Genomic DNA, 21,543 nt, shown 5'->3' with positions numbered 1-21,543 from the left:
ATGGCAGAGCAAAATTTATTTGAAGTAACTTCTGAGCATATAACCCTTGATGCTAATAAAAAGAGCTCTTTGAGTTTAAATCAAAAAGATCCTTCAGCTACATTAAAAGTGAAAAAAAATGTTATAGAGATAAAGGATAATATTGTGCTAAATTGTGATAAAAGTACGATTACTCTTCAGCCCAGTACCATCGAGCTAAAGTGTGGGGGTAGCAGTATTAAGCTTACACCAACTGGAATCACAATTAATGCTACTAAAGTTACAGTTAAAGGGACATCAATAGATCTTGGGTAGAGATAGAGACTTACTAGTATGCCTAGGATATTTTTAGTAGCAGAGAAATCTTAAGCCTAAATTGGGCAAATAATCAAAAAAAGGTTAAATATTATGAATTATTTTTTAGACTTTAGATCTGATGATTTATTGCAAATTTTATCATCTAGTAAGTTTTTTGAGTTAACGATAGATGATAAAAACGACTTATGTAGAGCAGTAAGGGAGAAAGGCATTTCTCCCAATGTTTTCATTATAAACTATGATAATAAATTTCAAACTGGAGATACAATGAGTGTGTGTCTTTTAAGCATATACCTTAAAAGTATCTCTCCAGAAAATATAGTAATTCTAGCTCCTAAGAAAGATAGTATTTGTATACTTGGAGACTACATGAATGATTGGTTTGATGTTTGTGGTGTATTGAACCCTCCTTCAGTTAAAGATTTAAGGCAGTTGTTAACCTTTTGTTTAGGTCGTAATAACTATGATATGCATTTATTTCAAACAAGAAATAAACAAGTTTTGCATATAACAGAGCTTCAAACGTTATTACATCATGGATGCAATAACTTAAATGGACTTGATCTAGGTCTAAGTCAATTTAAAAAAGTTTCACATATGTTCAAGAATATGATGAGACAAAAAAAATATAGTACATATTGTACGTGAAAGGCTATTTTTAAACAAAAAGAAAGATATTGATAATAAGCTTTTTGGAAAGGAGCCAAAGTTAATTCTACATGTTGGGAAAACAAGGAGGAGTGAGCATGGACTAGGGAACAGAGCTCTTTGGACATTATGTTTTGTGGCTCGTTACCTAAACATTAAAGTTGGATTAAAGGATGGGAATAAATGGTATAATGATGCTAGTAAAGGAAATTATCAACTTATATCCACTCGTTTAAAGCAGATTCAAGCTATGGATCATGAAGATAAATATGATATATTTCATGTAACTACACGGTCTGGGTTTGCTGAACTATTTCCTTTTTTAGGACATAGAGTTGTTTATTTTGAAGAACTATACAACAAAGAAACTGATAGAGTAGCAGATGCTTGGGGGAATCAGGAGTTTTATGATTCTTTAAATGAGTATGGGCGATTTAAAAGAGTCGTAGGTCTTCCGCCTAGTAAATCGGGTTTACAAAGAATGTATAATGGTCTTAGTAAATGCTATAATACAAATGCTAAAAATATAAATAATAAAAGTCTCGAGTTCTATAAAAAACAAGCGAAAAGGCTTGATAGGCTTCATGGAATAGAAATGGGCTTTGGTTATGGTATTAAATGGGATCAGATTGATCAAGAAATAACTATACCCAATGACTTAATGGATAGAGAATTTGCTCATACGGATTATCATAAAAAAGGTAAAAAAGACCATAAAAAAACCTCGGAACTTATTGATTTTGTTTTAAATAAAATTGATGAGTTTAAGAAGAATCGAGTAGACAAAACCCCGTTTAATTCCCTAGGAGATAGTCGAGAGTTTCTACAATTTTATTTATTATTCGATAATTTGAAAGATTTACTAAATGATGAAAATAAACTTTATTTCAGCACCAAGGCTGTATTCGAAAATAGAAGCTTAAAAAATAAGAAAAATAATTTTTTTCATTTAGCGGTTGAGTATTATCGTTTAGCTAAAAAATCTGGTAAGAGTGGCTGGTTTTTAGAGACAAAAAATCACTTTAAGTAATAACTGATTTTCATACTATATGTCAATTATACCGGATGTATGATTAGTGTTCATTTTAGTATTATAGCTATACATAATCAATGAAGTAATGATAATAGTCTAAGTTAGTAAACTTAGCTCTTATTTTTTATTAAGCTAACATGAGGATCGTATGATTATATTTTTTGTAAGTTTTTTTTGTATAAGCCTAGTTTCTTTTAACATATTACTAATATTTAAAATTATTTCTAATAAGAAAAGAAAAAGGAGGCAAGAAAGACTTAGAGCATATTTTGATCTATAGATTAACGCAATAATATTTGGGAGTTAATTGAAATAAATATGGCTAATCTCAAGGTAAACTTAAGAAAGGAATGGATAATTCATCAGCAATGATACATCTAAGGCAGCAAAATATAATTTGGTAGGAAGTAAATAAGCCCGGGGAAGAGCCCATTATTTAGCACAAAGAAATCTACTATCTTAGCTTTTTAAATAAGACTCTGTGTACTTTAATCATATTTCTTAGATCAGCAAATTTATCACATTATCTGTTAGTACTTTTAATAAATACATAAAATGGTGAAAACTTATCACTGCTGTTATAAGAAAGTTCTTTTTTATCATAAACTTTTGTAAATGCTACATGAGTATAAGTATCTATAAATGTTTGTTGATACATCTTTCCAATATCTTTGATGTAGCCAACATGGTAACTATCTTGTGAGCCTGGATAGCTAGGGTGGTGAGCTTCGATTTTTTCTTTAGCCTCTAAAGTGGTTAAATGCTTCTTGAAATTTTCCAAATCATATATATGCTAATATATCTGGCATTTGTTACTACTAGATACAAGTATTTCTTGTTTAGTTAACTTTAGAGAACTAGTTTTGTTTTATTATTTTATCTGTAGAATTCATTCTAGACTTTCCTAACTTAACATCTTAGTATAACTAAAATGTCAAATTAAGTCTGAGCTAGTACAGATAAAAATTTAGATGTGTTTAAAATAATCTATTAGTTGACTTTTTGAAATTATAAGATTGTGTGGTCATTTCAGCAGTCTGATTGCTATAAGAGAAAGGATAATTAACCATTTTTTTTGTTTTTAATGAGTTATGTTGCAAATCAGTAACATAAAGAAACGCGCTATAATTATTATCGAATAGATGTGAATTCGATCTTTTATACCATTTTTCACTTTTAATATAATGGAGCTGAGCTTCTTTTTGATGATATTGAAGTTGTTTAGGTGGAAGTTGACGATTATTATTCATAACATTGATGTGCTTGTTATATTCTGAGTTATGCATTTTAAATTTAGAAAAATTATGCCAGTTTGAGACACCGTCATCAATATATCTATCAAACATTTCTCTTAATTGTTTTTCTGCTTTTTCATCTTTGCTTAGGTAAAATAGACCAAAATTAGGATCGAATACATAAATAGTATTATTCAATTTGAATATACAAGTAGCGTGAGCAAAGGTATCATACTTTGCTTCATTCTTTCTCATATTTTGAAGGAGGTAAGGGGCTATTTCTTTATTTAAAAGCTTTTTCGCTTGGAAACAAAAATAAATAAAAGTTCCATTAGGGCTTGTCTTAAGTATATTTAAGCTTTTTGTAATAGATTCCAATGGAAGTAGACGGTCGATGTATTTTTGGTTATTGTACCCCTCTCCAATATAATCTTCTAAATCCTTGTAAACATTTGTATTCTTAGATAATGATTGATTATCAGCACATTCATCCAAGAATTCAGTATTATTAAAAATAAAATTAGTCCATTTTGACCTGTTTGGAATATATTTTTTATGTTTTAAAAAACGCTGCATCAATATAACCAATCCTATACAACGCCCACTCCTTTCATGATGTTCTTTACCTTGTTGCGTAACACGAACAGCAAAAAATTGATCATCTAACCAACATACTTTCATATTTATTCCTTAAAAATTATTGTAAAGTCTGTGCTAGTATACAGATTTGATAATGCTATAGGTATATATTACAATTAACAGGTATTATCAAAAAATGTTAAGTCTGAAGATGTGTGAAATAGAAGGTGTCTTGAATATTTTTTGGTAGATGAAGTTATCCATTAGAGAGCCTCTTGTGTTAGATATTATTTAAATAATTAAATAAAAAGGAGAGCCAAATGAGTTTGGAAACCTTGGATAAAAGTATTATAGAAGCAATGAGATATTTTGTTAGTGTGGTGGAGTTAGGGACATTAACTGCAGTTAAAGACTTATATAAAATTGAGATTAATACTTTAAAAAGTAAACTTAGGCAGTTAGAAGATTATATTGGAGTAAATCTTTTAGTAAATAACAAAAATAGAATTACTATAACTAATAAAGGAATGATATTTTATCAAAAATGTAACAAAATATTATTCGATCTCGAAGCAATGATAGTAAATGTAAGAGATAGAGGCGTTAACTTTTCAGAATCACTAAGTGTAATTGGTACCGATAATTTTATAGAATTATTTATTAGTTATCTTTTACCAAAACTTGGTGAGTATTTAGATAAGTATACTTTTAATTTTGATAGTTATACGTTAAGTCAATACGAGTATATTAATCAATTAGATAATTATGATATTGCCCTTATAAGATCAGATTATATTGATAAAATAGATCAAAATAAATGGATTGTTTGTAATTACATAGAGCACCAGAGTAATGATTTTAGAGCTTATGCATCAGAGACTTTTTTAAAGGAAAATGATCTCTCATCTTTAGAAAAAATATTAGAAGCACCTTTTATTGCAAGAAAAGAAAGTTTTGAAAATCTTAGAATAAGCTATGATAAAGGAGATAAGCAACGAGATGACATTGTATTAAAAAATATAAAATTTGTTGTTGAGAATGACAGAACAATAGTTAGACTTATTAAAAAAAATATGGGGATTGGTATACTTGATAATTCTGTTTTAGCAGCTATGGATCTTGAGTATATTAATATAAAACCTGTAGATGGAGCTTATAGCAAGTTAAAATTTCCAGATCAATGTGTGATAGTTTCAAAATATTTACCAAGTTCATTAATCAAGATAATAAGAGGAAATATTAAGTTTAATTTAAACGCTCTTAAAGTGATGAGCTAGAGTATAGTTATAAAATAACTCATTTAACACTTACCATATAGACTTTATATTTGAAAATATACTAATCATCCTAATGATATATTTTTTTAACATTATATTTTATTTTTACCATATTTTATTTTTTATCTAAACATTATGTAATGTATAAAAAATAAAAATGGTGTTGTAAATTATTATGCCCAATGATGTAGATATTGCTTATAGAAAAAAGATGTTACGATTTAATGTAGTTAATTCTCATTTTGATAAAAGTGTTATGGGTCAGTTTTATGAGGTGGTTGATGAGTTTTTTTTGGAAAAACTAAATTTAGAACAGAGTATAAAAATCCAAACATAAAGCCAGAGGAATATCTAAACTGGTTAACTAGAAATGAATATTTGGCTGGCGAAATTAATTCTAGCTCAGGTCTGAATAGTTTCCCTTTTGAATGTCTCAATATAAATGAAAGAATAGCTAACTTATTGATCGAGCAGAAAATCAAATTTAAAAAACAAAATAAAACTAAAATAACAAATCAAAGAAAAGTATCTACTAATAATAGTAGTAGGTTATCTTCAGAAGAAAATTTTTATAGTTTCATATCAAATGATTCAAGAGATGATTATTTTGATGTGAGAAGTAGTTATATCGACGATATAGATAGGTCTTTTGATTTTAGCACATCAGAGATTGTAGTAGATTATTTAGTTGGATCAAAGTCCTGGTTTTTAATTAAGGTTTCTCAAGCTACTGATGTTATAATCAATAGGTTAAATAAAAATAATCTTTGGAACCCATATTTGTTATCTAGTCGTATGGCAATAGATCATATTAATAGTTTAGTCAATAACTGTATTGCTTACACTGTTAGAAGATTTAAAGATAATTATCTTTTAGATAAAGACTATAGGTCATGTGGTACACAATTAGACTTAATTACTCGAGTATGGAACCTTATTTCTAATACTATTTTAGAAAGAACTAAAAAAATAAATAATGATAGTGTGGAAAAGTTATTAAACTCAGATGATAAAAAATTTGATAATATTTGGTGGGGCTGTCCTAGATAACTAAGTTATGTTAGGATGGTTTTGATGAGGAAAAGTAGATTAAGTACATACAAGCAAGACAAATTAATAGAGTTATTTATAGCAGGAAGTACAGCACGAACTGCATCAGAATTAGTATCAGTAAATAAAACTACAGCCAGTTATTATTTTCATAGATTAAGGTTACTTATTTATCAAAACAGTGAGCATTTAGAAATGTTTACTGGAGAAATTGAAGTAGATGAAAGTTATTTTGGAGGAACTCGTAAAGGAAAACGAGGTAGAGGAGCTGGTGGTAAAGTGCCTGTATTTGGTTTACTTAAACGTAATGGGAAGGTGTATATAGTAATTATTTCAGATGCTAAGAGTGATACTTTAATACCAATAATTAGAGAAAAGGCTAAGCCTGATAGTATATCCGTTTACACAGATACCTCTAGAAGCTATAATGCACTTAGATGTATCTGAGTTTAAATATTACAGAATTAATCATAGTTACGTTATTTGCTAAAAAGCATAATTATATAAATAGTGTAGAGAAATTTAAGGAAATTTAACAGGTATTTCCAGAGAATATTTTACTTGTTTTTGAAGGAGTACAAAAGGATATTTAACTACTGTGATTCTAAAGTGTAGTTAAAGTTAATTAGGCATTGAGTTGGAGAGAGTTTAAAGTAGAAGTATCAAGGACAGCCTCTTTAACATTAATAGTTTCTATTAAATTTACCATATACAAATCACCTAATATTCTTGATACATTAGTAAGCTTATAAATTGAATCTATAAGAGGATATTAAATGAGTTTAGAAATTCTAGATAAAAGTATCATAGAAGCAATAAGATATTTCGTTAGCGTGGTCGAGCTAGGAACATTAACAGCAGTTAAGGATTTATATAGAATTGAAGTAAATACTTTAAAGAGTAAGCTTAAGCAGCTTGAAAATTATATTGGTGTAAATCTTCTTGTAAATAATAAAAATAGAATTTCTATAACTAATAGTGGAATAGTATTTTATCAAAAGTGTAACAAAATTTTATTTGATCTTGAGACAACAGTAGTGAATGTAAGAAATAATGGAGTTCATTTTGTAAAATCTTTAAATGTAATAGGTAATAGTATTTTTATTGATTTATTTATTAGTGAAATTTTACCAGGGCTAGGAGAGTATAAAGATAAATACACTTTTAATTTGGATACTTATATTTTAAATCAATATCAGTATATTAATCAGTTGGGTAATTATGATATTGCTTTAATAAATTCAGATTGTATCGATAAAATAGATCAAAATAAATGGGTTATTTGTAATCATTTAGAATATATTGATAAAAGTATATCTAAAGTCTATGTATCTAAAGCTTTTTTTAAACAAAATCCTCTTTCTTCTTTAGAAAAAATCCTAGAAGCCCCTTTTATAGTTAAAAAAGATAATTTAGAAGCTATTCGAATAAGTTATGATAAAGAAGGGGTGCAAAAAAATGACATTATGTTAAAAAATATAAAATTTGTTGTTGAGGATGGTAAAACAAAATTTAGACTTATTGAGGAAGGTCTAGGAATTGGTGTTCTAGATAGTTTTGAGCTAGCGACTTCTAAGTTGAGAGGTATGAATATAAAGCCTATAGATGGGGTTCATAGTAAAGTACAATTAAAAGCTCAATACGTAATAGTTTCAAAATATTTACCAAGCAACCTTATTGATAAAATTAGAAAGAATATTGATTTTTTATTAAAAAAAACGGGAATGGATAAAAGGTCACTATAAAGTAAAATAGTTTCAAGGTCTAGATAGCTTTAGCATTAAACTTTCTTACTAAAGGACACATGATTTTATACAAATCATTGTCTTTGTTGTTTCATCTAAATTCACATTCTTTTAAATGCAAAATAAACTTAGGTGCTGTCCTAGATAACTAAGTTATGTTAGGATGGTTTTGATGGGAAGAAGTAGGTTAAGTTCATATAAACAAGACAAGTTAAAAGAGTTATCTATAGCAGGAAGTACCGCACGAACTGCATCAGAATTAGTATCAGTAAATAAAACCACAGCCAGCTATTATTTTCATAGATTAAGATTATTTTTTTATGAAAATAGTGAGTATTTAGAAATGTTTACAGGAGAGATTGAAGTAGATGAAAGCTACTTTGGAGGATCTCGTAAAGGTAAACGAGGTAGAGGAGCTAGTGGTAAAGTTCCTGTATTTGGCTTACTTAAACGCAATGGTAAGGTATATACTGTAATTATTCCAAATGCTAAAAGTAATACTCTATTACCAAATAATTAGAGAAAAAGTTAAGCCTGATAGTATCAGTTTACACTGATACTTTTAGGAGCTATAATGCCTTAGATGTTTCAGAGTTTAAACATTATAGAATTAACCATAGTAAACTGTTTGCAAAGAAGCATAATTATATAAACGGTATAGAGAACTTCTGGAATCAAGTTAAGAGACATTTGAGAAAATTTAATGGTATTCCTGGAGACCATTTTTACTTGTTTTTGAGAGAATGTGAGTGGAGGTTTAACCACAGTGATTCTAAGGAACAGCTAAAGCTAATTAGACACGGGGTTAGAGAGAGTTTAAAGTAAACTTATCTAGGACAGCTCCTAAACTTATCATCACTTAACCCATTAAATTTTACAAGTCTTCTTTTAGGGGAGGTGTTTCTAAGTCCCAATGCATTAGAGAAATTGCATGATTATACTTCTTCTTTTGTGAGAGTTTGTCCTTGAGTATTTGGAGCTGGTTTTTGGTTTCGCTCATTTTTTTCCTTTGCCTGCTGCTTTCTTTCATTAGAAATAGTACGTCTTAATAGAGTATCATATATTGGTTTTTGATGATGGATATATGTCAGCATCGACGCGCTAAAGCAGGTTATCATTAAAGGAAGTAAAAGGTGGAAGTTCCAAGTCATTTCCATTACTAGCACAATACCAGTCAATGGCGCGCCTACTGTCGCAGTAAATAAGGCACTCATTCCAGCTACAGCAAAGACACCAGCATCAATATTATATTCAGGGAAAAGCTGAGCTATAGATAGACCATAAGCAAGACCAAAAACAGTGCCAAGAGCAATCATCGGTGCAAATATACCACCTGTAACACCAGTCCCATATGAGAAAATTACACCGGCAAAACGAAGCGCAAATAAAACTAAAAGCATTTTGATAGATAAGTTGTAGTCTAGGGCGTTTGCTATTACGATATAGCCACCGCCTACAGCATTTGGAGAAAGTACTACACCGACACCAAATACGATACAAACAGTTATAACTAGAGTCCAGTATCTTCTTTTAGACCCATCTGAAAAGAAGTTAGCGACTTTGATAATTGATTTGTTAAATAGTAGTCCAAAATATCCAAAGATAATGCCCAGCACCATAAATAACCAAAGAGTATTCTGTGGAACTGCACTAAATGTTTCGACACGTATTGCAGGGGGATTGCCCATAATAGCTCTAGAAACAATTGTACTCATTATACAGGCTACTAGAACACATTTTATTGCAGAAACACTAAATCTGAATTTTCTATTCATTTCCTCAATTACAAAGACAATCCCTGAAAGAGGGGTGTTGAATGCAGCAGCTAAACCAGCACCAGCACCAGCAGATATTACAGCGTTTGCGTATTTCTTGGTAAGCCTAAACTTATCTACAAAGAACTGAGCTAATGCAGCAGCCATGTGTATTGAAGGACCTTCTTTACCTAAGCTTAAACCAGAACCTAAAGAGAAAAGTCCACTCACAAACTTTACAGGAACTACTCTTTTACGGAGCTTTCGACATCCTTTTAGCGCTCCTTCTACTTCTTGGATACCGCTACCACCAGCTTCTTTGGCAAATTTTCTAACTATAAGAATTGATATCACTACCATAGTTATAGTTAGCGTAACAGACATTATAATTTCAACAAATAGATTACCACCACTTAAAGAGAACAGCATTTTTTTAAGTTCAGTAATAGAGTCTAGGATTAGTTGGAAAAATGTTGCAAATAGGCCTACCAATGTACCTATAATAGCTCCAGATAATACCAACACCCATATATGGCGATTGTTTTTGTAATATGTGTCTAGTACTTTATTACTCATGATAATACAGTAATACTGAGTGGTTTCTGAATTAACACAAATTATACATATTTGAAAGTTTTTAAAAAGTAAAAGTTGACCAAAATTGGATAAATACTTATCTAGGTTATATTTTTAGTGATCGCATTTGCTATATTTATAGAATCCTTTTCATCACCGAGAGTTCCGACTCGAATTTTTATTTCAGTAGAGCGGGTGCTTAGACTAGTTAACTTAACCGTTACATCGTTACCATTTTGTGAAGCTTTAACCTCTGCTGTTTTATCTTTATATGACTGGCTAAGTAGTGAATATTGTTTATCCATTTGTATTGTTTTGATAGTTGCATTATATACAGAGCGAATATCTTTAGGCACTTCAATTATATAGTCACCATTTACATAGTATACAGCGCCACCTGCAACAACTGCAGCACCTATTATAACAGCAGTAGCAACACAGCCATTAAGAGATATTAGAATGATAGCTGATAGAATAATAAAGCGAGCTTTTTTGAACATTGCTAAGAAGCTTTATATACGTTAGCCTGAATTTGATCCATAAGTTTCGATGACATTGCTTGGTCGCCAAAATTACCAAACTTAATAGTTACTTTAGCCATTTTATCCGTAAGACTTTCTACTTTTATTGTAAAGCTTGTGCTATCTATTTTTGTAGCACCTTCGATATCAGCTGTTTGCTTGGTTGTGTCGGTGTCTTTAGATACTAAAACAAAGTCGTTGTTATCTTTTATTGCCTTAAGAGCAGCTTTATATACAGCAATATAGTTACCTTCTATATTCATAGAATAGTTACCTTCTACATAAGCGACAGTACCACCACCAACAGCAACAGCAGTTACGATACAACTATTAAGAGCTAATGTTGAAAAGGATACTGCTGTTACAGCTAGTAATTTTTTAAAGATATTCATATCGTTTAACCTTTAAATTATAGATCTTTTTGGATTTGTCCCATTAGCGTTGCTGACATTGCTTGATCACCAAATGTACCAAATTTGATAGTTACTTTTGATGCATTCTTAGTAATTTCACGTATTTCAACATAGAAATCAGTAGAGCCTACTTTAGTTTCACCTTTGATATCAGTTTTAGTTGGGGCTATATTTTTCTTAGTGATTTCTAAATTATCATTTTCACCAATAGCTTTAAGAGTTGCATTAGTAACATCTTTTAGGCTACCATCTAGGTTCATTGAATACTTACCATCAACATAAGCAACTGTACCAGCACCTACTGCACCAGCTACAACTAACCAACAGCTACTTAGTGATAATGCTGATGCTGCAAGTAAAGATGCAGTTAGTATTTTTTTTAGTTTCATGACTTAATCCTCACATTAAATATGTTATAACAAGCATAAGTGATAATATATCTGCTTTTAGACATAGTCAATTATTTCTTTATCTTACTAATAGCTTACGCCAGTTATTTGTATAATTTAGATCATCAGTTTTTTTATTCAAAAATACAAGTTATTATAATGTTTAAAAATTCATTTTTAATAGAGCCATGATTCACCTTCTTGATTTTTGTACTATGATTATTAATCTTTTGTGTACTTTTTTATTGGCGGGATTATATGTTATTGGTTGGCCTGTGGGTATTGTCGGTATAGTTGGAAACCTAACTTTAGTCACAAGAAGGTAGTTGTTCATAGACTTAAAATTATTGGCTGGTTAAAAGTTTTAGTAAGTATTGGAGTGTTTGGTTCGGTGGTTTCTCAGCTACTCATAAACTATACAGACTCAACAACGCCATATATGGATGGTTTTACAAGTGTGGCATCACTTGTTTGTGTTTTTCTAGCAAGCAGAAAAATAATAGATAACTGGATGATATGGATGGTTGTTGATTCTACTTATGTGCTGTTATATATGTACAAAGATTTAGCATTTGCTGCTATTACTACATTTATATATCTAATTGTGGCAATATACGGCTATATTCATTGGAAAAAATTAATGTATATATAAATGATATTAGATGCGCATGTTCATACAGATAAATATTCATCAGAAGATTTAAGTAAAGTAGCTACAGAGTGTCGAACTCATAATATAAAGCTCTTATCTGTAGCAATGTGTATTCCTTCTTATATTTTAATAAAAGCTTTAAGCGATAAGTATAATTTTATTATTCCATCATTTGGTATTCATCCATGGAAGGCGGATATATATGTACATGATCTAATGTCTTTAGATAAATACTTGTTTGAGAGTAAGTACATTGGAGAGATTGGTTTAGATAAGAGGTTTTTGGATTATGCCGCTCCACTTAGAGATCAGCAGCAAGTATTTGAATATATAGTCTCGCACTCAGCTGTAGATAATAAATTGCTAAATTTACATACAAGTGGAGCAGAACTAGAGGTTTTGCAAACTTTAGAGAGATATAAGCGACATAGGTTTATTGTTCACTGGTATGCAGGAGGATTTTGAAGTGTTGGATAAATATTTGGCATTAGGTGGCCATTTCTCAATAGGTGTTGAGATTCTATTTAGCGAACATATTAGAGAGATAACTAGACGAATACCTTTGGATAGGGTCTTGATAGAGACAGATAATCCTTCATCATACTCTTGGCTACTGGGTAAGGAGCAAAATGATGGTATGCCAACTTTACTATTTAAGGTAATTAGTAAAGTTTGTGAGGTTAAGCAAACTTCAGTAAGTGCTTTTTTTAAAATTTTACAAGCTAATCAGGAAAATATTTTACTTTAGCTAAATCTTGATTTGCTTAGTTATTTTTTTTGGTAGATACTTTAGTTAATAAGGTTTAAGAGTTATAGGAGCATCATGCCATTGTATCCAGAAATAGAGCCATATAATCAAGAGTTTTTAAAAGTTTCAGATATCCATACAATATACTTTGAAGAGTGTGGCAATCCTAACGGTAAACCTGCACTATTTATTCACGGTGGTCCGGGAGGTGGTATTCAACCAAGTTACAGGCAATACTTTAACCCAGATAAGTATCGAGTAATATTAGTAGATCAGCGCGGATGCGGTAAAAGTACGCCTTTTGCAGAGTTAAGAGAGAATACAACTCAAAATTTGATTGAGGATTTTGAAAAAATTCGTAAAAAATTGAATATTGATAAGTGGATGCTTTTTGGCGGATCTTGGGGTAGTACTCTAGGGTTGGCTTATGCTCAAGCTTACCCAGAGGTTGTGACAGAGCTTGTTCTAAGAGGTATATTTCTTGGGCGAGAAAAAGAGTTGTCGTGGTTGTATCAGCATGGTGCCAGTATGGTATTTCCTGATATGTGGGAGAAATATATAGAGCCGATTCCTGTAGAGCAAAGAAAAGATTTCATATCAGCGTATCATGCAATACTTACAGGTGATGATGAGAAGCTTAAGCAACAAGCTGCTGTAGTGTGGAGCGTTTGGGAGGCATCAACAAGTAAATTATTTGTGGATAAGAAATCTATAGATAGATATGGAGAAGATAAGTTTAGCTTGGCCTTTGCAAGAATTGAATGTCACTATTTTAAAAATAAATTATTTATAGAAGAGGCTCAATTATTGAATGAGGCATATAAGATTAAAGATATTCCTGGTGTGATAGTGCAAGGTCGCTATGATATGGTCTGCCCAGCAGTAAGTGCTTGGGATTTGCATAAAGTTTGGCCGAAGGCAGAGCTAGATATTGTAGCAGATGCTGGACACTCTATCAGCGAACTGGGAATTCTGGAAGCTTTAGTCAGAGCAACGGATAAATTTGCAGATTAATTATTAAAACAATAATATCTCTTTGTTTCTAACTTACCTGTAAGTTAGAACTTCATAAAAAAACATCGACTCTGCGCTGCGGAATCAAGCATTAATAAGTAGTTATTAAATCAACTTTTTTGCTATAAAAAAGCTTTTATCTAAGATTAGTGCGATGTTAGACTCAATTTCAACACTTAGTCAAAAGTGTAATTAAAGAGGTGCATTTGTTATATCTCTAGTGTTAGGCGCATAAATCCCTATGATCACTAGAACAGATAGAGCCAATGCCGAAAGATTATCCAAGTTTATGATTGGTAGTCTTGGTTCTGATATTGAAAGGTAGCAGAACTGTCATGTCGTTTAAAGTTTATATCGACGTGGAGTGCTTTATTTGTGTATGTATTTCTCAAATTTTATGTTCTCTCGTCTGATATGTAGCTATTAGATAGGAGAGCTAATATGTCAGAAACAATAGTCGCCAAGTTTGGTGGCACAAGTGTAGCAAATCAACAAACTATTAGGCAGTGTGCTGAAATAGTTAATTCAGATAATAGGATAAAATTAGTAATTGTAAGTGCTCAGTCGGGTATTACTAATTTATTAATTCAGCTAGCAAATAATAGTAAAGATGGCTCTGAAGCAGAAAAAATTATAGAGCAAATAGAAACTATAATTAATCCAATATTAGAGTCCATAAACTCAAATGATGTAACGAGCTCTATTAATAATATGATTTCAGAGCTTAGAATGTTTGCAAATATGGCTGCTTATTTTAGTGGTAAACAATTATCTGATTCCATTCTAGCTTTCGGTGAAATAATTTCTTCTATGTTAGTTACAAATGTATTTAATCAAAGTGGCATAAATGCTTATCATTTGGATTCAAGAGAAATCTTAAAGACCAATAGTCACTTTGGTTGTGCTAGTCCAGATTTGCTTGCTTTAGAAACTAATGTTATTGAGCATATCTTACCTAAAATTGATCAAGGATATGTTTGTGTCATGGGAGGCTTTATTGGTTCAGATAGTTATGGTAACACTACTACTTTAGGAAGGGGGTGTGGTGACTATTCAGCTTCCTTATATACTCAAGCGATAAAAGCTAATCAATTGAAAATTTTTACAGATGTAACAGGTATCTATCAGGCTGATCCAAGAGTTATTCCTAATGCAGGTTCGTTGAGTACTTTAGGTTTTAGTGAGGCTGCTGAGTTAGCTACTTTTGGCGCGAAAGTTGTTCACCCAAAAACTTTTTGGCCCGCGATGACTAGTAACTTTGATATATACATTGGATCTACCTTTCAACCAGAGATTGGTGGAACACTAATTACACAGAAAATGGATGAAGATAGAAATATCATTGCTGTAGCTGAAAGAAAAGATCAAACATTATTAACTATTAAAAGCTTTAATATGTTTGGTTCACAAGGCTTTTTAGTGAAAGTTTTTAACATACTTGCTAATCATAATATTGCTGTTGACTTGGTTTCTACTAGTGAGGTTAGTATTGCGATTACTTTAGATAAGTTAGGGAGTCAATCTATGGGAGATGATTTGGTAACTCCAGAACTTTTAAAAGATATAGAGTCTATAGGTAATGTAAATATCAAGGTTGAGAGTGACTTGTCTCTAGTGAGTGTGGTTGGTAGTGATCTGCATCAGATAAGTGGAGTTAGTGGAGAGCTATTCAGTAGCCTAAGGGATTATAATATTCGACTTTTTAGTCACGGAGCTAGTGAGAATAGTATATGTATGTTAGTTGCTAGCCAGGATGCTCAAAAGGTAGTTAATAACGTTTATAACAGTTTTTTTAGCTAGGGGGAGATAATATGAGAGTGGCTATAGTTGGTAATGGAAAAACTGGTTCAGCAGTATCAGACTTATTATCACAAGAAGAAGTTGCTGGTATATATGATTCAAAAAATATATTAACGCTAGAAGCTTTGCAAAATGTAGATATAGCTATAGTTTTTGTTAATGCAAAAGTGTTGCAAGAGCTTTTACCTACATTATTAGAATCAAATGTTCCTGTAATCTGTGGTACAACAGGATATAACTGGGATCAAAACTTTATTAATTTTGTAAATCAGAATCAAAAAACTTGGGTTGTTGCGAACAATTTCAGCTTATCAATGGTAATTATAAAAAACATGTTGGCATCATTGGGGCAATTAAAGCAGTTAAATGAAGGAATAAACTATTCTATTACAGAAAAACACCATATCCATAAAGTTGATTCTCCTAGCGGTACAGCAGTATCTTGGAGAAATTGGTTAAGTATAGGAGATGTATCTATAGAGTCTATTAGGGAGGGGGACATAAAAGGACAGCATCAAGTGAAGGTAAATACACCTCATGAAACAATAGAGCTTAAGCATACTGCTCATAATAGAAATCTCTTTGCTGAAGGAGCTATATGGGCGGCAAGAGAAGCTGTTGAAAGAGCTATTACCGGTTTTGTTTATTTTGATGAGTTAGTTGGAGAAAGGTTATGTCTATAGATATTAATAATAGATTATATACAGCATTAATTACACCAATGCTTGAAGATGGTTCAGTTGATTGGGATGGTTTTGAGAGGTTGTTAAGAATTCAAGAGTATCAAGGATGTGGTGTTTTGATTTTAGGAAGCACTGGAGAGGCATTGGCTTTAGACTTTGATGAGCAGTGTGACGTTGTAAGATTTGTTACTAGCTTAAATCTTAATGTTCCAATTATGATTGGCGTAGGAGGATTTCAGCTTGCTAAGCAACTTGAGTGGGTAGAGTTTTGTCAAACACAGAGGGTAGATTCTTTTCTTGTTGTTACACCTCTTTACGCAAAACCAGGCTCTGCTAGTCAAACTATTTGGTTTAAAACTATTTTGGATAAAGCTGACAGACCTTGTATGTTATATAACGTTCCTTCAAGGACCGGTGTTAACTTAGCTGAAGAAGTTCTGGTCAATTTAAAAGATCACCCAAATCTTTGGGCATTAAAAGAGGCTTCTGGAGATATCCAAAGATGTGCTTGTTATCATGAGCTAGCTCCAAATCTAATTATATATAGTGGAGAGGACGGTTTATTGCCAGAGTTGGCAAATGTTGGTGCAAAAGGTCTTGTTTCAGTTATATCCAATATATGGCCAGAACAAACAAAAGAGTATGTTAAACAAAGTCTTGCTCATCAAATAGCAATAACGGATAAGGTAATCTGGGAAGTTGCTGCTAGATCTTGCTTTAGTGTCTCAAATCCAATACCTGTTAAGGCATGGCTAGCATATAGTGGTGTCATTATGACAAACACTTTAAGAGCACCGCTTTTAGCTAATGAACTTCAGGATTTAAGTTTATTAATAGGAGCTGATAGTTTAGTTAAAGATTGGTTTAGTCATATATAAGTAGAGGAGATAGATTTAGAATGGATTGGAAAAATATTATTAAAGAGTTAGAAAAGGGCACATTAAGAGCAGCAACTAAATTGGAAAATGGAGATTGGGTCGCAAATCAAGAAGTAAAAAAAGGTATATTAGCTGCTTTTAGAGCTGGTAGTAATACTGAGCTTTCAGGAATCTATAATGGATTTGTTGATAAGGACAACCTGCCGGCGCGAAGATTTAGTGCTAACGATGGTGTTCGATTGGTCCCAGGAGGTTCGTCAGTTAGAGCAGGGGCATATGTAGCATCATCTGTTATTATTATGCCTCCAGCTTATATTAATATAGGAGCATACGTTGATTCTGGAACTATGGTTGATAGCCATGCTCTAGTTGGTTCATGTGCTCAAATTGGTAAAAATGTACATTTATCGGCAGGAGTTCAAATAGGTGGTGTTTTAGAGCCGATAGGGATGAATCCCGTGGTTATTGAGGATGATGTGTTTGTTGGCGCAGGTGCTGTTATCGTTGAGGGTATTGTAGTTGGAAAAGGTGCTGTTATAGCGCCATCTGTTGTTTTATCAAAAGGTGTAGCTGTTTATGATGCTGTTAATGATGAGGTTTTAGATAAAGGCTCAAAAATTCCAGAAAATGCAGTAATCATTCCAGGTAGTAGACCAATTAGAACTAGTTGGGCTCAAGAAAATGGTCTTCAAGCTTATTGTCCAATTATTATTAAATATAGAGATGAAAAAAGTGACGCATCCTTAACCTTGGAAGAATTATTGAGGTAGTTATGAATATAGAAGCTCATAGAAGTAACCTAGATAGTCTATGTAAAGAAAATGAAGTTCCTTTCTTTTATTATGACCTAGATATGTTAGAGAAGCATGCAAAAGAGTTGCAGAAGTTACCAGTAAAGTTATGGTATGCACTAAAAGCAAATCCTCTATCTAAAATAGTTAAAGTCTTCGATGAGCAAAATATAAATTTTGATGTTGCTAGTATTGGAGAATTAGATCAAGTTTTATCCCAAGGAATAGATCCTAAGAATATTCTGAATACAGGTCCAGCTAAGTCATATTCTCAACTAGAATATTTTCTAGCTCAAGGCGTTAGAATTTTTGTAATCGAGAGTATAAATCAATTTAAAGATTTATCAGACCTTGTGGAAAAAAAGAATATAAATGTTACTGTTCTTTTAAGAGTGCAGCTTGTATGGAATAGCCAAGAAAATAATGTACTTGGAGGGGGTGGATGTGTAACTCCTTTTGGTTTATCAATAGATGATTGGAAAGACTTTTTTAGTAGTACTCCAAATATCTCTAATAATATTTCCATAGTTGGAATGCATTGTTTTCAGTGGGGAAATATTCTTTGTTTAGATAAACTATCTCAAATATGGAAGACAATAACTAAGGCTTTGCTAGATTTAAGTGAGGCTATTAATGTTCCCTTAAAGGTTATAGATTTAGGCGGTGGTATAGGTGTTCCTTATGATGTTCGTCAGAAGCCAATACATGTCAGTGATTTAATAGCTTGCTTTAATAAGCTTAAAAAGGAATTTCCAGAAATAGAATATTGGTTAGAGCTAGGTAGGTATGCTGTTGCAGAAAGCGGGGCTTATTTAACTAAAGTTGTTGATAGAAAATCCGTAAATGGTGTTGATTTGCTCGTGGTTGATGGTGGTGCCCATCATCTGGTTCGTCCAGCTTTGACTGGAGAAAGCTTTCCAGTGGAGTTATTTAGAGATGATGATAATAATGAAAACAAAGATTTTCAAATTCATGGACCTTTATGTACAAGTCTAGATAAAGCTGGTGTAGCAAGCTTACCAAAAGATATAAGGCCAAATGATTATTTAGTATTTAAACAAACTGGAGCTTATGGTTTTACTGAGAGTATGCCTTTTTTCTTGTGTCATAGTTTACCCGCTGAAGCAGTCTGTTATAAAGGACAGCTTCAGACTGTAAGACAAAGTAAAAAAGCTTCTAGCTGGTTAGTATAAAAAATATAAGGTCGAATAATGCTAAAAATTAGTAATAAAGTAAACAGTATTGAGGTATCAGCTACTGTTGTAATGTCTGAATTAGCAGCGGAGTTAAAGCAGAAGGGAAGAAATGTAATATCTCTTTCTATAGGAGAGCCAGGGTTTTTCTCACCGGACTGTGTCAAAGAGGCTGCTAAAAGAGCTATAGATAATAATATTACTAAGTACCCTCCAATAGATGGGATTTCTGAATTAAAAGAAGCCATAGTTAAGAGATATAAAAGAGATTATGGTTTAAACTTTAATAAAAGCCAGGTTTGTGTAACTAGTGGAACTAAACAAAGTATACATAATATTTTTACATGTATTTTTGATGATGGAGATGAAGCTATTTATTTCGCACCGTATTGGGTATGTTATCCAGAGCAGCTAAAATTGGCTGGAGCAAAATCAGTTATAGTAAAAACCCATGCTGAAAATAATTTCCAATTAGATATTAAAGAAATTGAAAAAGCTATAACATCCAAAACAAGAGCTATTATTTTAAACTCCCCTAACAACCCTACAGGTGTTGTTTATTCAGAAGAAACATTGGCATATTTTGCACAGTTAATCAGGAAATATCCAAATATATGGATTATTTCAGATGAAATATATGATCAAACTTTATTTGATAGTAATGCTATTTCTTTGTTACAAGTTGCTCCAGATTTATCAAATAGGTTTATTATAGCTAGTGGAGTGTCAAAGGGTTATGCGATGGCTGGTTGGAGAGTGGGATATGTTATAGCTCCAGAGATTTTAAAAGATGCGATAGCAAAACTACAATCTCAAACTACTGGTGGTGCTTGCTCAATATCTCAAATAGCTTCTATACAAGCTTTATCCTTAGATAATGAGTATTTAAAAAGATATACATCTATTTATCAAGAAAGAGTGATGTATGTTTATAACTATTTAAAGAGTTTAGAGGATTTTGAAATAGTTAAACCATTAGGAACCTTTTACCTTTTTCCAAAAATAGAAAAGTTATTGCAGAAAACCAAATTTAAAGATGATGTAGAGTTTTGTTTAGCTTTATTAAAAGATCAAGCCTTAGCTATAACTCCAGGAAGCTATTTTGGTTTAAAAAATTGTATAAGAATAAGTTGTGCAGATAATTTAAACACTTTAGAAGGTGCAATGAGAAGATTAAGCATATTTATTGAAAAAGAAATGATTAAATAAAGTTTAAAAGAAGAGGCGATTTTTTGTTCTAAAGCATAGTGGATAAGCTTTAAGATGGTTTAAAAGGCTATGTGGATGGTAGTTTTTGGTGTTGAAATAGCTATTGAAATAAAAAAGTTGCAAAAACTTTAATTTTTTTGAAGAAAGTGGTTGCATTTTGGAAGAGTGATGCGTATTATATGTCTTCACCGGCTGACGAGTGATGTTAACGGTTGGGAGCTAAGGCTTCTAAGATATTTAAGAGATATATTATATACAAACACTTTGTTAAAGAATTTGAGTATCAGTAGTTAGAGTCAGAATTTGAGAATTAAACTGAAGAGTTTGATCCTGGCTCAGATTGAACGCTGGTGGCATGCTTAACACATGCAAGTCGAACGGTAACAGGAGAAGCTTGCTTCTTGCTGACGAGTGGCGGACGGGTGAGTAACGCGTAGGAATCTGCCCATCTGTGGGGGGATACCAGTTGGAAACGACTGTTAATACCGCATAATATCTGCGGATTAAAGGTGGCCTTTGTGCTGCCGCAGATGGATGAGCCTGCGTTGGATTAGCTTGTTGGTGGGGTAAAGGCCTACCAAGGCTACGATCCATAGCTGATTTGAGAGGATGATCAGCCACATTGGGACTGAGACACGGCCCAAACTCCTACGGGAGGCAGCAGTGGGGAATATTGGACAATGGGCGAAAGCCTGATCCAGCAATGCCATGTGTGTGAAGAAGGCTCTAGGGTTGTAAAGCACTTTAGTTGGGGAGGAAAGCTTATGAGTTAATAGCTCATAAGAAGGACGTTACCCAAAGAATAAGGACCGGCTAACTCCGTGCCAGCAGCCGCGGTAATACGGGGGGTCCGAGCGTTAATCGGAATTACTGGGCGTAAAGGGTCTGTAGGTGGTTTGTTAAGTCAGATGTGAAAGCCCAGGGCTCAACCTTGGAACTGCATTTGATACTGGCAAACTAGAGTATGGTAGAGGAATGGGGAATTTCTGGTGTAGCGGTGAAATGCGTAGAGATCAGAAGGAACACCAATGGCGAAGGCAACATTCTGGACCGATACT

Annotated in this window: 21 protein-coding genes, 1 rRNA gene, 5 pseudogenes and 1 riboswitch (1 of these 28 only partly in view); of the genes and pseudogenes, 20 read left to right on the top strand and 7 right to left on the bottom strand. The window is 32.3% G+C overall.

All coding sequences use genetic code 11. The annotated features are described in order from the left end of the window. The 3 genes from F7308_RS09445 (at position 1) to F7308_RS09435 (ending at position 1,975) form a co-directional block, all read left to right on the top strand. Positions 1-294 carry a hypothetical protein gene (locus F7308_RS09445; protein ID WP_013923647.1) on the top strand — a complete coding sequence of 98 codons (294 nt, stop codon included), beginning with the start codon at positions 1-3 and terminating at the stop codon, positions 292-294. 93 nt (positions 295-387) lie between these two features. After that, on the top strand, positions 388-945 hold the full coding sequence (locus tag F7308_RS09440) for a hypothetical protein (RefSeq protein WP_013923646.1): 558 nt from the start codon (positions 388-390) through the stop codon (positions 943-945). A 136-nt stretch (positions 946-1,081) separates the two neighbouring features. Then, complete coding sequence (locus tag F7308_RS09435; protein WP_041263843.1) at positions 1,082-1,975, top strand: hypothetical protein; 894 nt, start codon at positions 1,082-1,084, stop codon at positions 1,973-1,975. Between the two features lie 553 nt (positions 1,976-2,528). On the opposite strand, the pseudogene F7308_RS09430 reads toward F7308_RS09435, so the two are convergent. After that, positions 2,529-2,765: pseudogene (locus tag F7308_RS09430) on the bottom strand (IS481 family transposase); the annotation flags it as partial. A 190-nt stretch (positions 2,766-2,955) separates the two neighbouring features. Continuing rightward, the gene (locus F7308_RS09425; protein WP_013923643.1) at positions 2,956-3,894 is read right to left on the bottom strand and encodes a hypothetical protein; all 939 of its coding nucleotides are present in this window, start codon (positions 3,892-3,894) and stop codon (positions 2,956-2,958) included. A gap of 218 nt (positions 3,895-4,112) precedes the next feature. On the opposite strand from F7308_RS09425, the gene F7308_RS09920 reads away from it, so the two are divergent. From F7308_RS09920 to F7308_RS09915, 5 genes and pseudogenes are all read left to right on the top strand, one after another. Next, positions 4,113-5,069: a LysR family transcriptional regulator gene (locus tag F7308_RS09920; RefSeq protein WP_013923642.1), complete on the top strand. Its 957-nt coding sequence runs from the start codon at positions 4,113-4,115 to the stop codon at positions 5,067-5,069. Between the two features lie 175 nt (positions 5,070-5,244). After that, the gene (locus F7308_RS10140; RefSeq protein WP_013923641.1) at positions 5,245-5,406 is read left to right on the top strand and encodes a hypothetical protein; all 162 of its coding nucleotides are present in this window, start codon (positions 5,245-5,247) and stop codon (positions 5,404-5,406) included. 41 nt (positions 5,407-5,447) lie between these two features. Further along, positions 5,448-6,119, top strand: a complete 672-nt coding sequence (locus F7308_RS09415; RefSeq protein ID WP_013923640.1) for a hypothetical protein — start codon at positions 5,448-5,450, stop codon at positions 6,117-6,119. Between the two features lie 24 nt (positions 6,120-6,143). Beyond that, positions 6,144-6,734 (top strand): annotated as a pseudogene (locus F7308_RS09410) (IS1595 family transposase). A gap of 161 nt (positions 6,735-6,895) precedes the next feature. Next, on the top strand, positions 6,896-7,864 hold the full coding sequence (locus F7308_RS09915) for a LysR family transcriptional regulator (RefSeq protein ID WP_013923638.1): 969 nt from the start codon (positions 6,896-6,898) through the stop codon (positions 7,862-7,864). 19 nt (positions 7,865-7,883) lie between these two features. Here the strand turns inward: F7308_RS09915 and F7308_RS10135 are convergent. Then, positions 7,884-7,994: pseudogene (locus tag F7308_RS10135) on the bottom strand (IS1595 family transposase); the annotation flags it as partial. 42 nt (positions 7,995-8,036) lie between these two features. Between F7308_RS10135 and F7308_RS10075 the strand changes: the two are divergent. Continuing rightward, positions 8,037-8,689: pseudogene (locus tag F7308_RS10075) on the top strand (IS1595 family transposase). Positions 8,690-8,799: 110 nt separating this feature from the next. On the opposite strand, the gene clcA reads toward F7308_RS10075, so the two are convergent. The 4 genes from clcA to F7308_RS09380 form a co-directional block, all read right to left on the bottom strand. After that, entirely contained in the window at positions 8,800-10,194 is a 1,395-nt protein-coding gene (gene clcA, locus F7308_RS09395) for a H(+)/Cl(-) exchange transporter ClcA (protein WP_013923635.1), read from the bottom strand. A gap of 101 nt (positions 10,195-10,295) precedes the next feature. After that, the gene (locus F7308_RS09390) at positions 10,296-10,694 is read right to left on the bottom strand and encodes a DUF3568 family protein (protein ID WP_013923634.1); all 399 of its coding nucleotides are present in this window, start codon (positions 10,692-10,694) and stop codon (positions 10,296-10,298) included. A gap of 2 nt (positions 10,695-10,696) precedes the next feature. Next, positions 10,697-11,107, bottom strand: a complete 411-nt coding sequence (locus F7308_RS09385) for a DUF3568 domain-containing protein (protein ID WP_013923633.1) — start codon at positions 11,105-11,107, stop codon at positions 10,697-10,699. Between the two features lie 17 nt (positions 11,108-11,124). Continuing rightward, complete coding sequence (locus F7308_RS09380; protein ID WP_013923632.1) at positions 11,125-11,517, bottom strand: DUF3568 family protein; 393 nt, start codon at positions 11,515-11,517, stop codon at positions 11,125-11,127. Between the two features lie 188 nt (positions 11,518-11,705). Here F7308_RS09380 and pnuC point away from each other — a divergent pair. The 11 genes and pseudogenes from pnuC to F7308_RS09330 form a co-directional block, all read left to right on the top strand. Continuing rightward, positions 11,706-12,169: pseudogene (pnuC, locus tag F7308_RS09375) on the top strand (nicotinamide riboside transporter PnuC). Next, a complete protein-coding gene (locus F7308_RS10370) occupies positions 12,170-12,634 on the top strand; it encodes a TatD family hydrolase (protein WP_013923629.1) in 465 nt (154 codons plus the stop codon). Between the two features lies 1 nt (position 12,635). Further along, a complete protein-coding gene (locus F7308_RS10365) occupies positions 12,636-12,917 on the top strand; it encodes a TatD family hydrolase (protein WP_232215348.1) in 282 nt (93 codons plus the stop codon). 75 nt (positions 12,918-12,992) lie between these two features. Then, positions 12,993-13,931, top strand: coding sequence for a prolyl aminopeptidase (pip, locus tag F7308_RS09365; protein WP_013923628.1), 939 nt, complete (start codon positions 12,993-12,995; stop codon positions 13,929-13,931). A gap of 187 nt (positions 13,932-14,118) precedes the next feature. Then, positions 14,119-14,309: riboswitch (Lysine riboswitch) on the top strand. Between the two features lie 63 nt (positions 14,310-14,372). Then, a complete protein-coding gene (lysC, locus tag F7308_RS09360; protein WP_013923627.1) occupies positions 14,373-15,731 on the top strand; it encodes a lysine-sensitive aspartokinase 3 in 1,359 nt (452 codons plus the stop codon). A gap of 11 nt (positions 15,732-15,742) precedes the next feature. After that, entirely contained in the window at positions 15,743-16,414 is a 672-nt protein-coding gene (locus tag F7308_RS09355; protein WP_013923626.1) for a 4-hydroxy-tetrahydrodipicolinate reductase, read from the top strand. Next, positions 16,405-17,292, top strand: coding sequence for a 4-hydroxy-tetrahydrodipicolinate synthase (gene dapA / locus F7308_RS09350; protein ID WP_013923625.1), 888 nt, complete (start codon positions 16,405-16,407; stop codon positions 17,290-17,292). The genes F7308_RS09355 and dapA overlap by 10 nt, the downstream gene beginning before the upstream one ends. A 20-nt stretch (positions 17,293-17,312) precedes the next feature. Further along, entirely contained in the window at positions 17,313-18,062 is a 750-nt protein-coding gene (locus tag F7308_RS09345) for a 2,3,4,5-tetrahydropyridine-2,6-dicarboxylate N-succinyltransferase (protein ID WP_013923624.1), read from the top strand. Between the two features lie 2 nt (positions 18,063-18,064). Then, on the top strand, positions 18,065-19,276 hold the full coding sequence (locus F7308_RS09340) for a PLP-dependent decarboxylase (protein ID WP_013923623.1): 1,212 nt from the start codon (positions 18,065-18,067) through the stop codon (positions 19,274-19,276). 18 nt (positions 19,277-19,294) lie between these two features. After that, positions 19,295-20,485 (top strand): pyridoxal phosphate-dependent aminotransferase, encoded by a 1,191-nt coding sequence (locus F7308_RS09335; RefSeq protein WP_013923622.1) that lies wholly within the window; start codon positions 19,295-19,297, stop codon positions 20,483-20,485. 312 nt (positions 20,486-20,797) lie between these two features. After that, a 16S ribosomal RNA gene (locus F7308_RS09330) occupies positions 20,798-21,543 on the top strand (it continues 789 nt past the right edge of the window).

Origin of the sequence: Francisella salina (assembly GCF_000219045.1) — a bacterium.
GTDB classification, from domain to species: Bacteria; Pseudomonadota; Gammaproteobacteria; order Francisellales; family Francisellaceae; genus Francisella; species Francisella salimarina.
This window is presented reverse-complemented; position numbering and strand designations above follow the sequence as displayed.

Bases quoted from the DNA above. Each gene is read 5' to 3' on its own strand.
- F7308_RS09445 (WP_013923647.1), top strand. From the start codon at position 1: ATGGCAGAGCAAAATTTATTTGAAGTAACTTCTGAGCATATAACCCTT.
- F7308_RS09440 (WP_013923646.1), top strand. From the start codon at position 388: ATGAATTATTTTTTAGACTTTAGATCTGATGATTTATTGCAAATTTTA.
- F7308_RS09425 (WP_013923643.1), bottom strand. From the start codon at position 3,894: ATGAAAGTATGTTGGTTAGATGATCAATTTTTTGCTGTTCGTGTTACG.
- F7308_RS09920 (WP_013923642.1), top strand. From the start codon at position 4,113: ATGAGTTTGGAAACCTTGGATAAAAGTATTATAGAAGCAATGAGATAT.
- F7308_RS10140 (WP_013923641.1), top strand. From the start codon at position 5,245: ATGCCCAATGATGTAGATATTGCTTATAGAAAAAAGATGTTACGATTT.
- F7308_RS09915 (WP_013923638.1), top strand. From the start codon at position 6,896: ATGAGTTTAGAAATTCTAGATAAAAGTATCATAGAAGCAATAAGATAT.
- clcA (WP_013923635.1), bottom strand. From the start codon at position 10,194: ATGAGTAATAAAGTACTAGACACATATTACAAAAACAATCGCCATATA.
- F7308_RS09390 (WP_013923634.1), bottom strand. From the start codon at position 10,694: ATGTTCAAAAAAGCTCGCTTTATTATTCTATCAGCTATCATTCTAATA.
- F7308_RS09385 (WP_013923633.1), bottom strand. From the start codon at position 11,107: ATGAATATCTTTAAAAAATTACTAGCTGTAACAGCAGTATCCTTTTCA.
- F7308_RS09380 (WP_013923632.1), bottom strand. From the start codon at position 11,517: ATGAAACTAAAAAAAATACTAACTGCATCTTTACTTGCAGCATCAGCA.
- F7308_RS10370 (WP_013923629.1), top strand. From the start codon at position 12,170: ATGATATTAGATGCGCATGTTCATACAGATAAATATTCATCAGAAGAT.
- pip (WP_013923628.1), top strand. From the start codon at position 12,993: ATGCCATTGTATCCAGAAATAGAGCCATATAATCAAGAGTTTTTAAAA.
- lysC (WP_013923627.1), top strand. From the start codon at position 14,373: ATGTCAGAAACAATAGTCGCCAAGTTTGGTGGCACAAGTGTAGCAAAT.
- F7308_RS09355 (WP_013923626.1), top strand. From the start codon at position 15,743: ATGAGAGTGGCTATAGTTGGTAATGGAAAAACTGGTTCAGCAGTATCA.
- dapA (WP_013923625.1), top strand. From the start codon at position 16,405: ATGTCTATAGATATTAATAATAGATTATATACAGCATTAATTACACCA.
- F7308_RS09345 (WP_013923624.1), top strand. From the start codon at position 17,313: ATGGATTGGAAAAATATTATTAAAGAGTTAGAAAAGGGCACATTAAGA.
- F7308_RS09340 (WP_013923623.1), top strand. From the start codon at position 18,065: ATGAATATAGAAGCTCATAGAAGTAACCTAGATAGTCTATGTAAAGAA.
- F7308_RS09335 (WP_013923622.1), top strand. From the start codon at position 19,295: ATGCTAAAAATTAGTAATAAAGTAAACAGTATTGAGGTATCAGCTACT.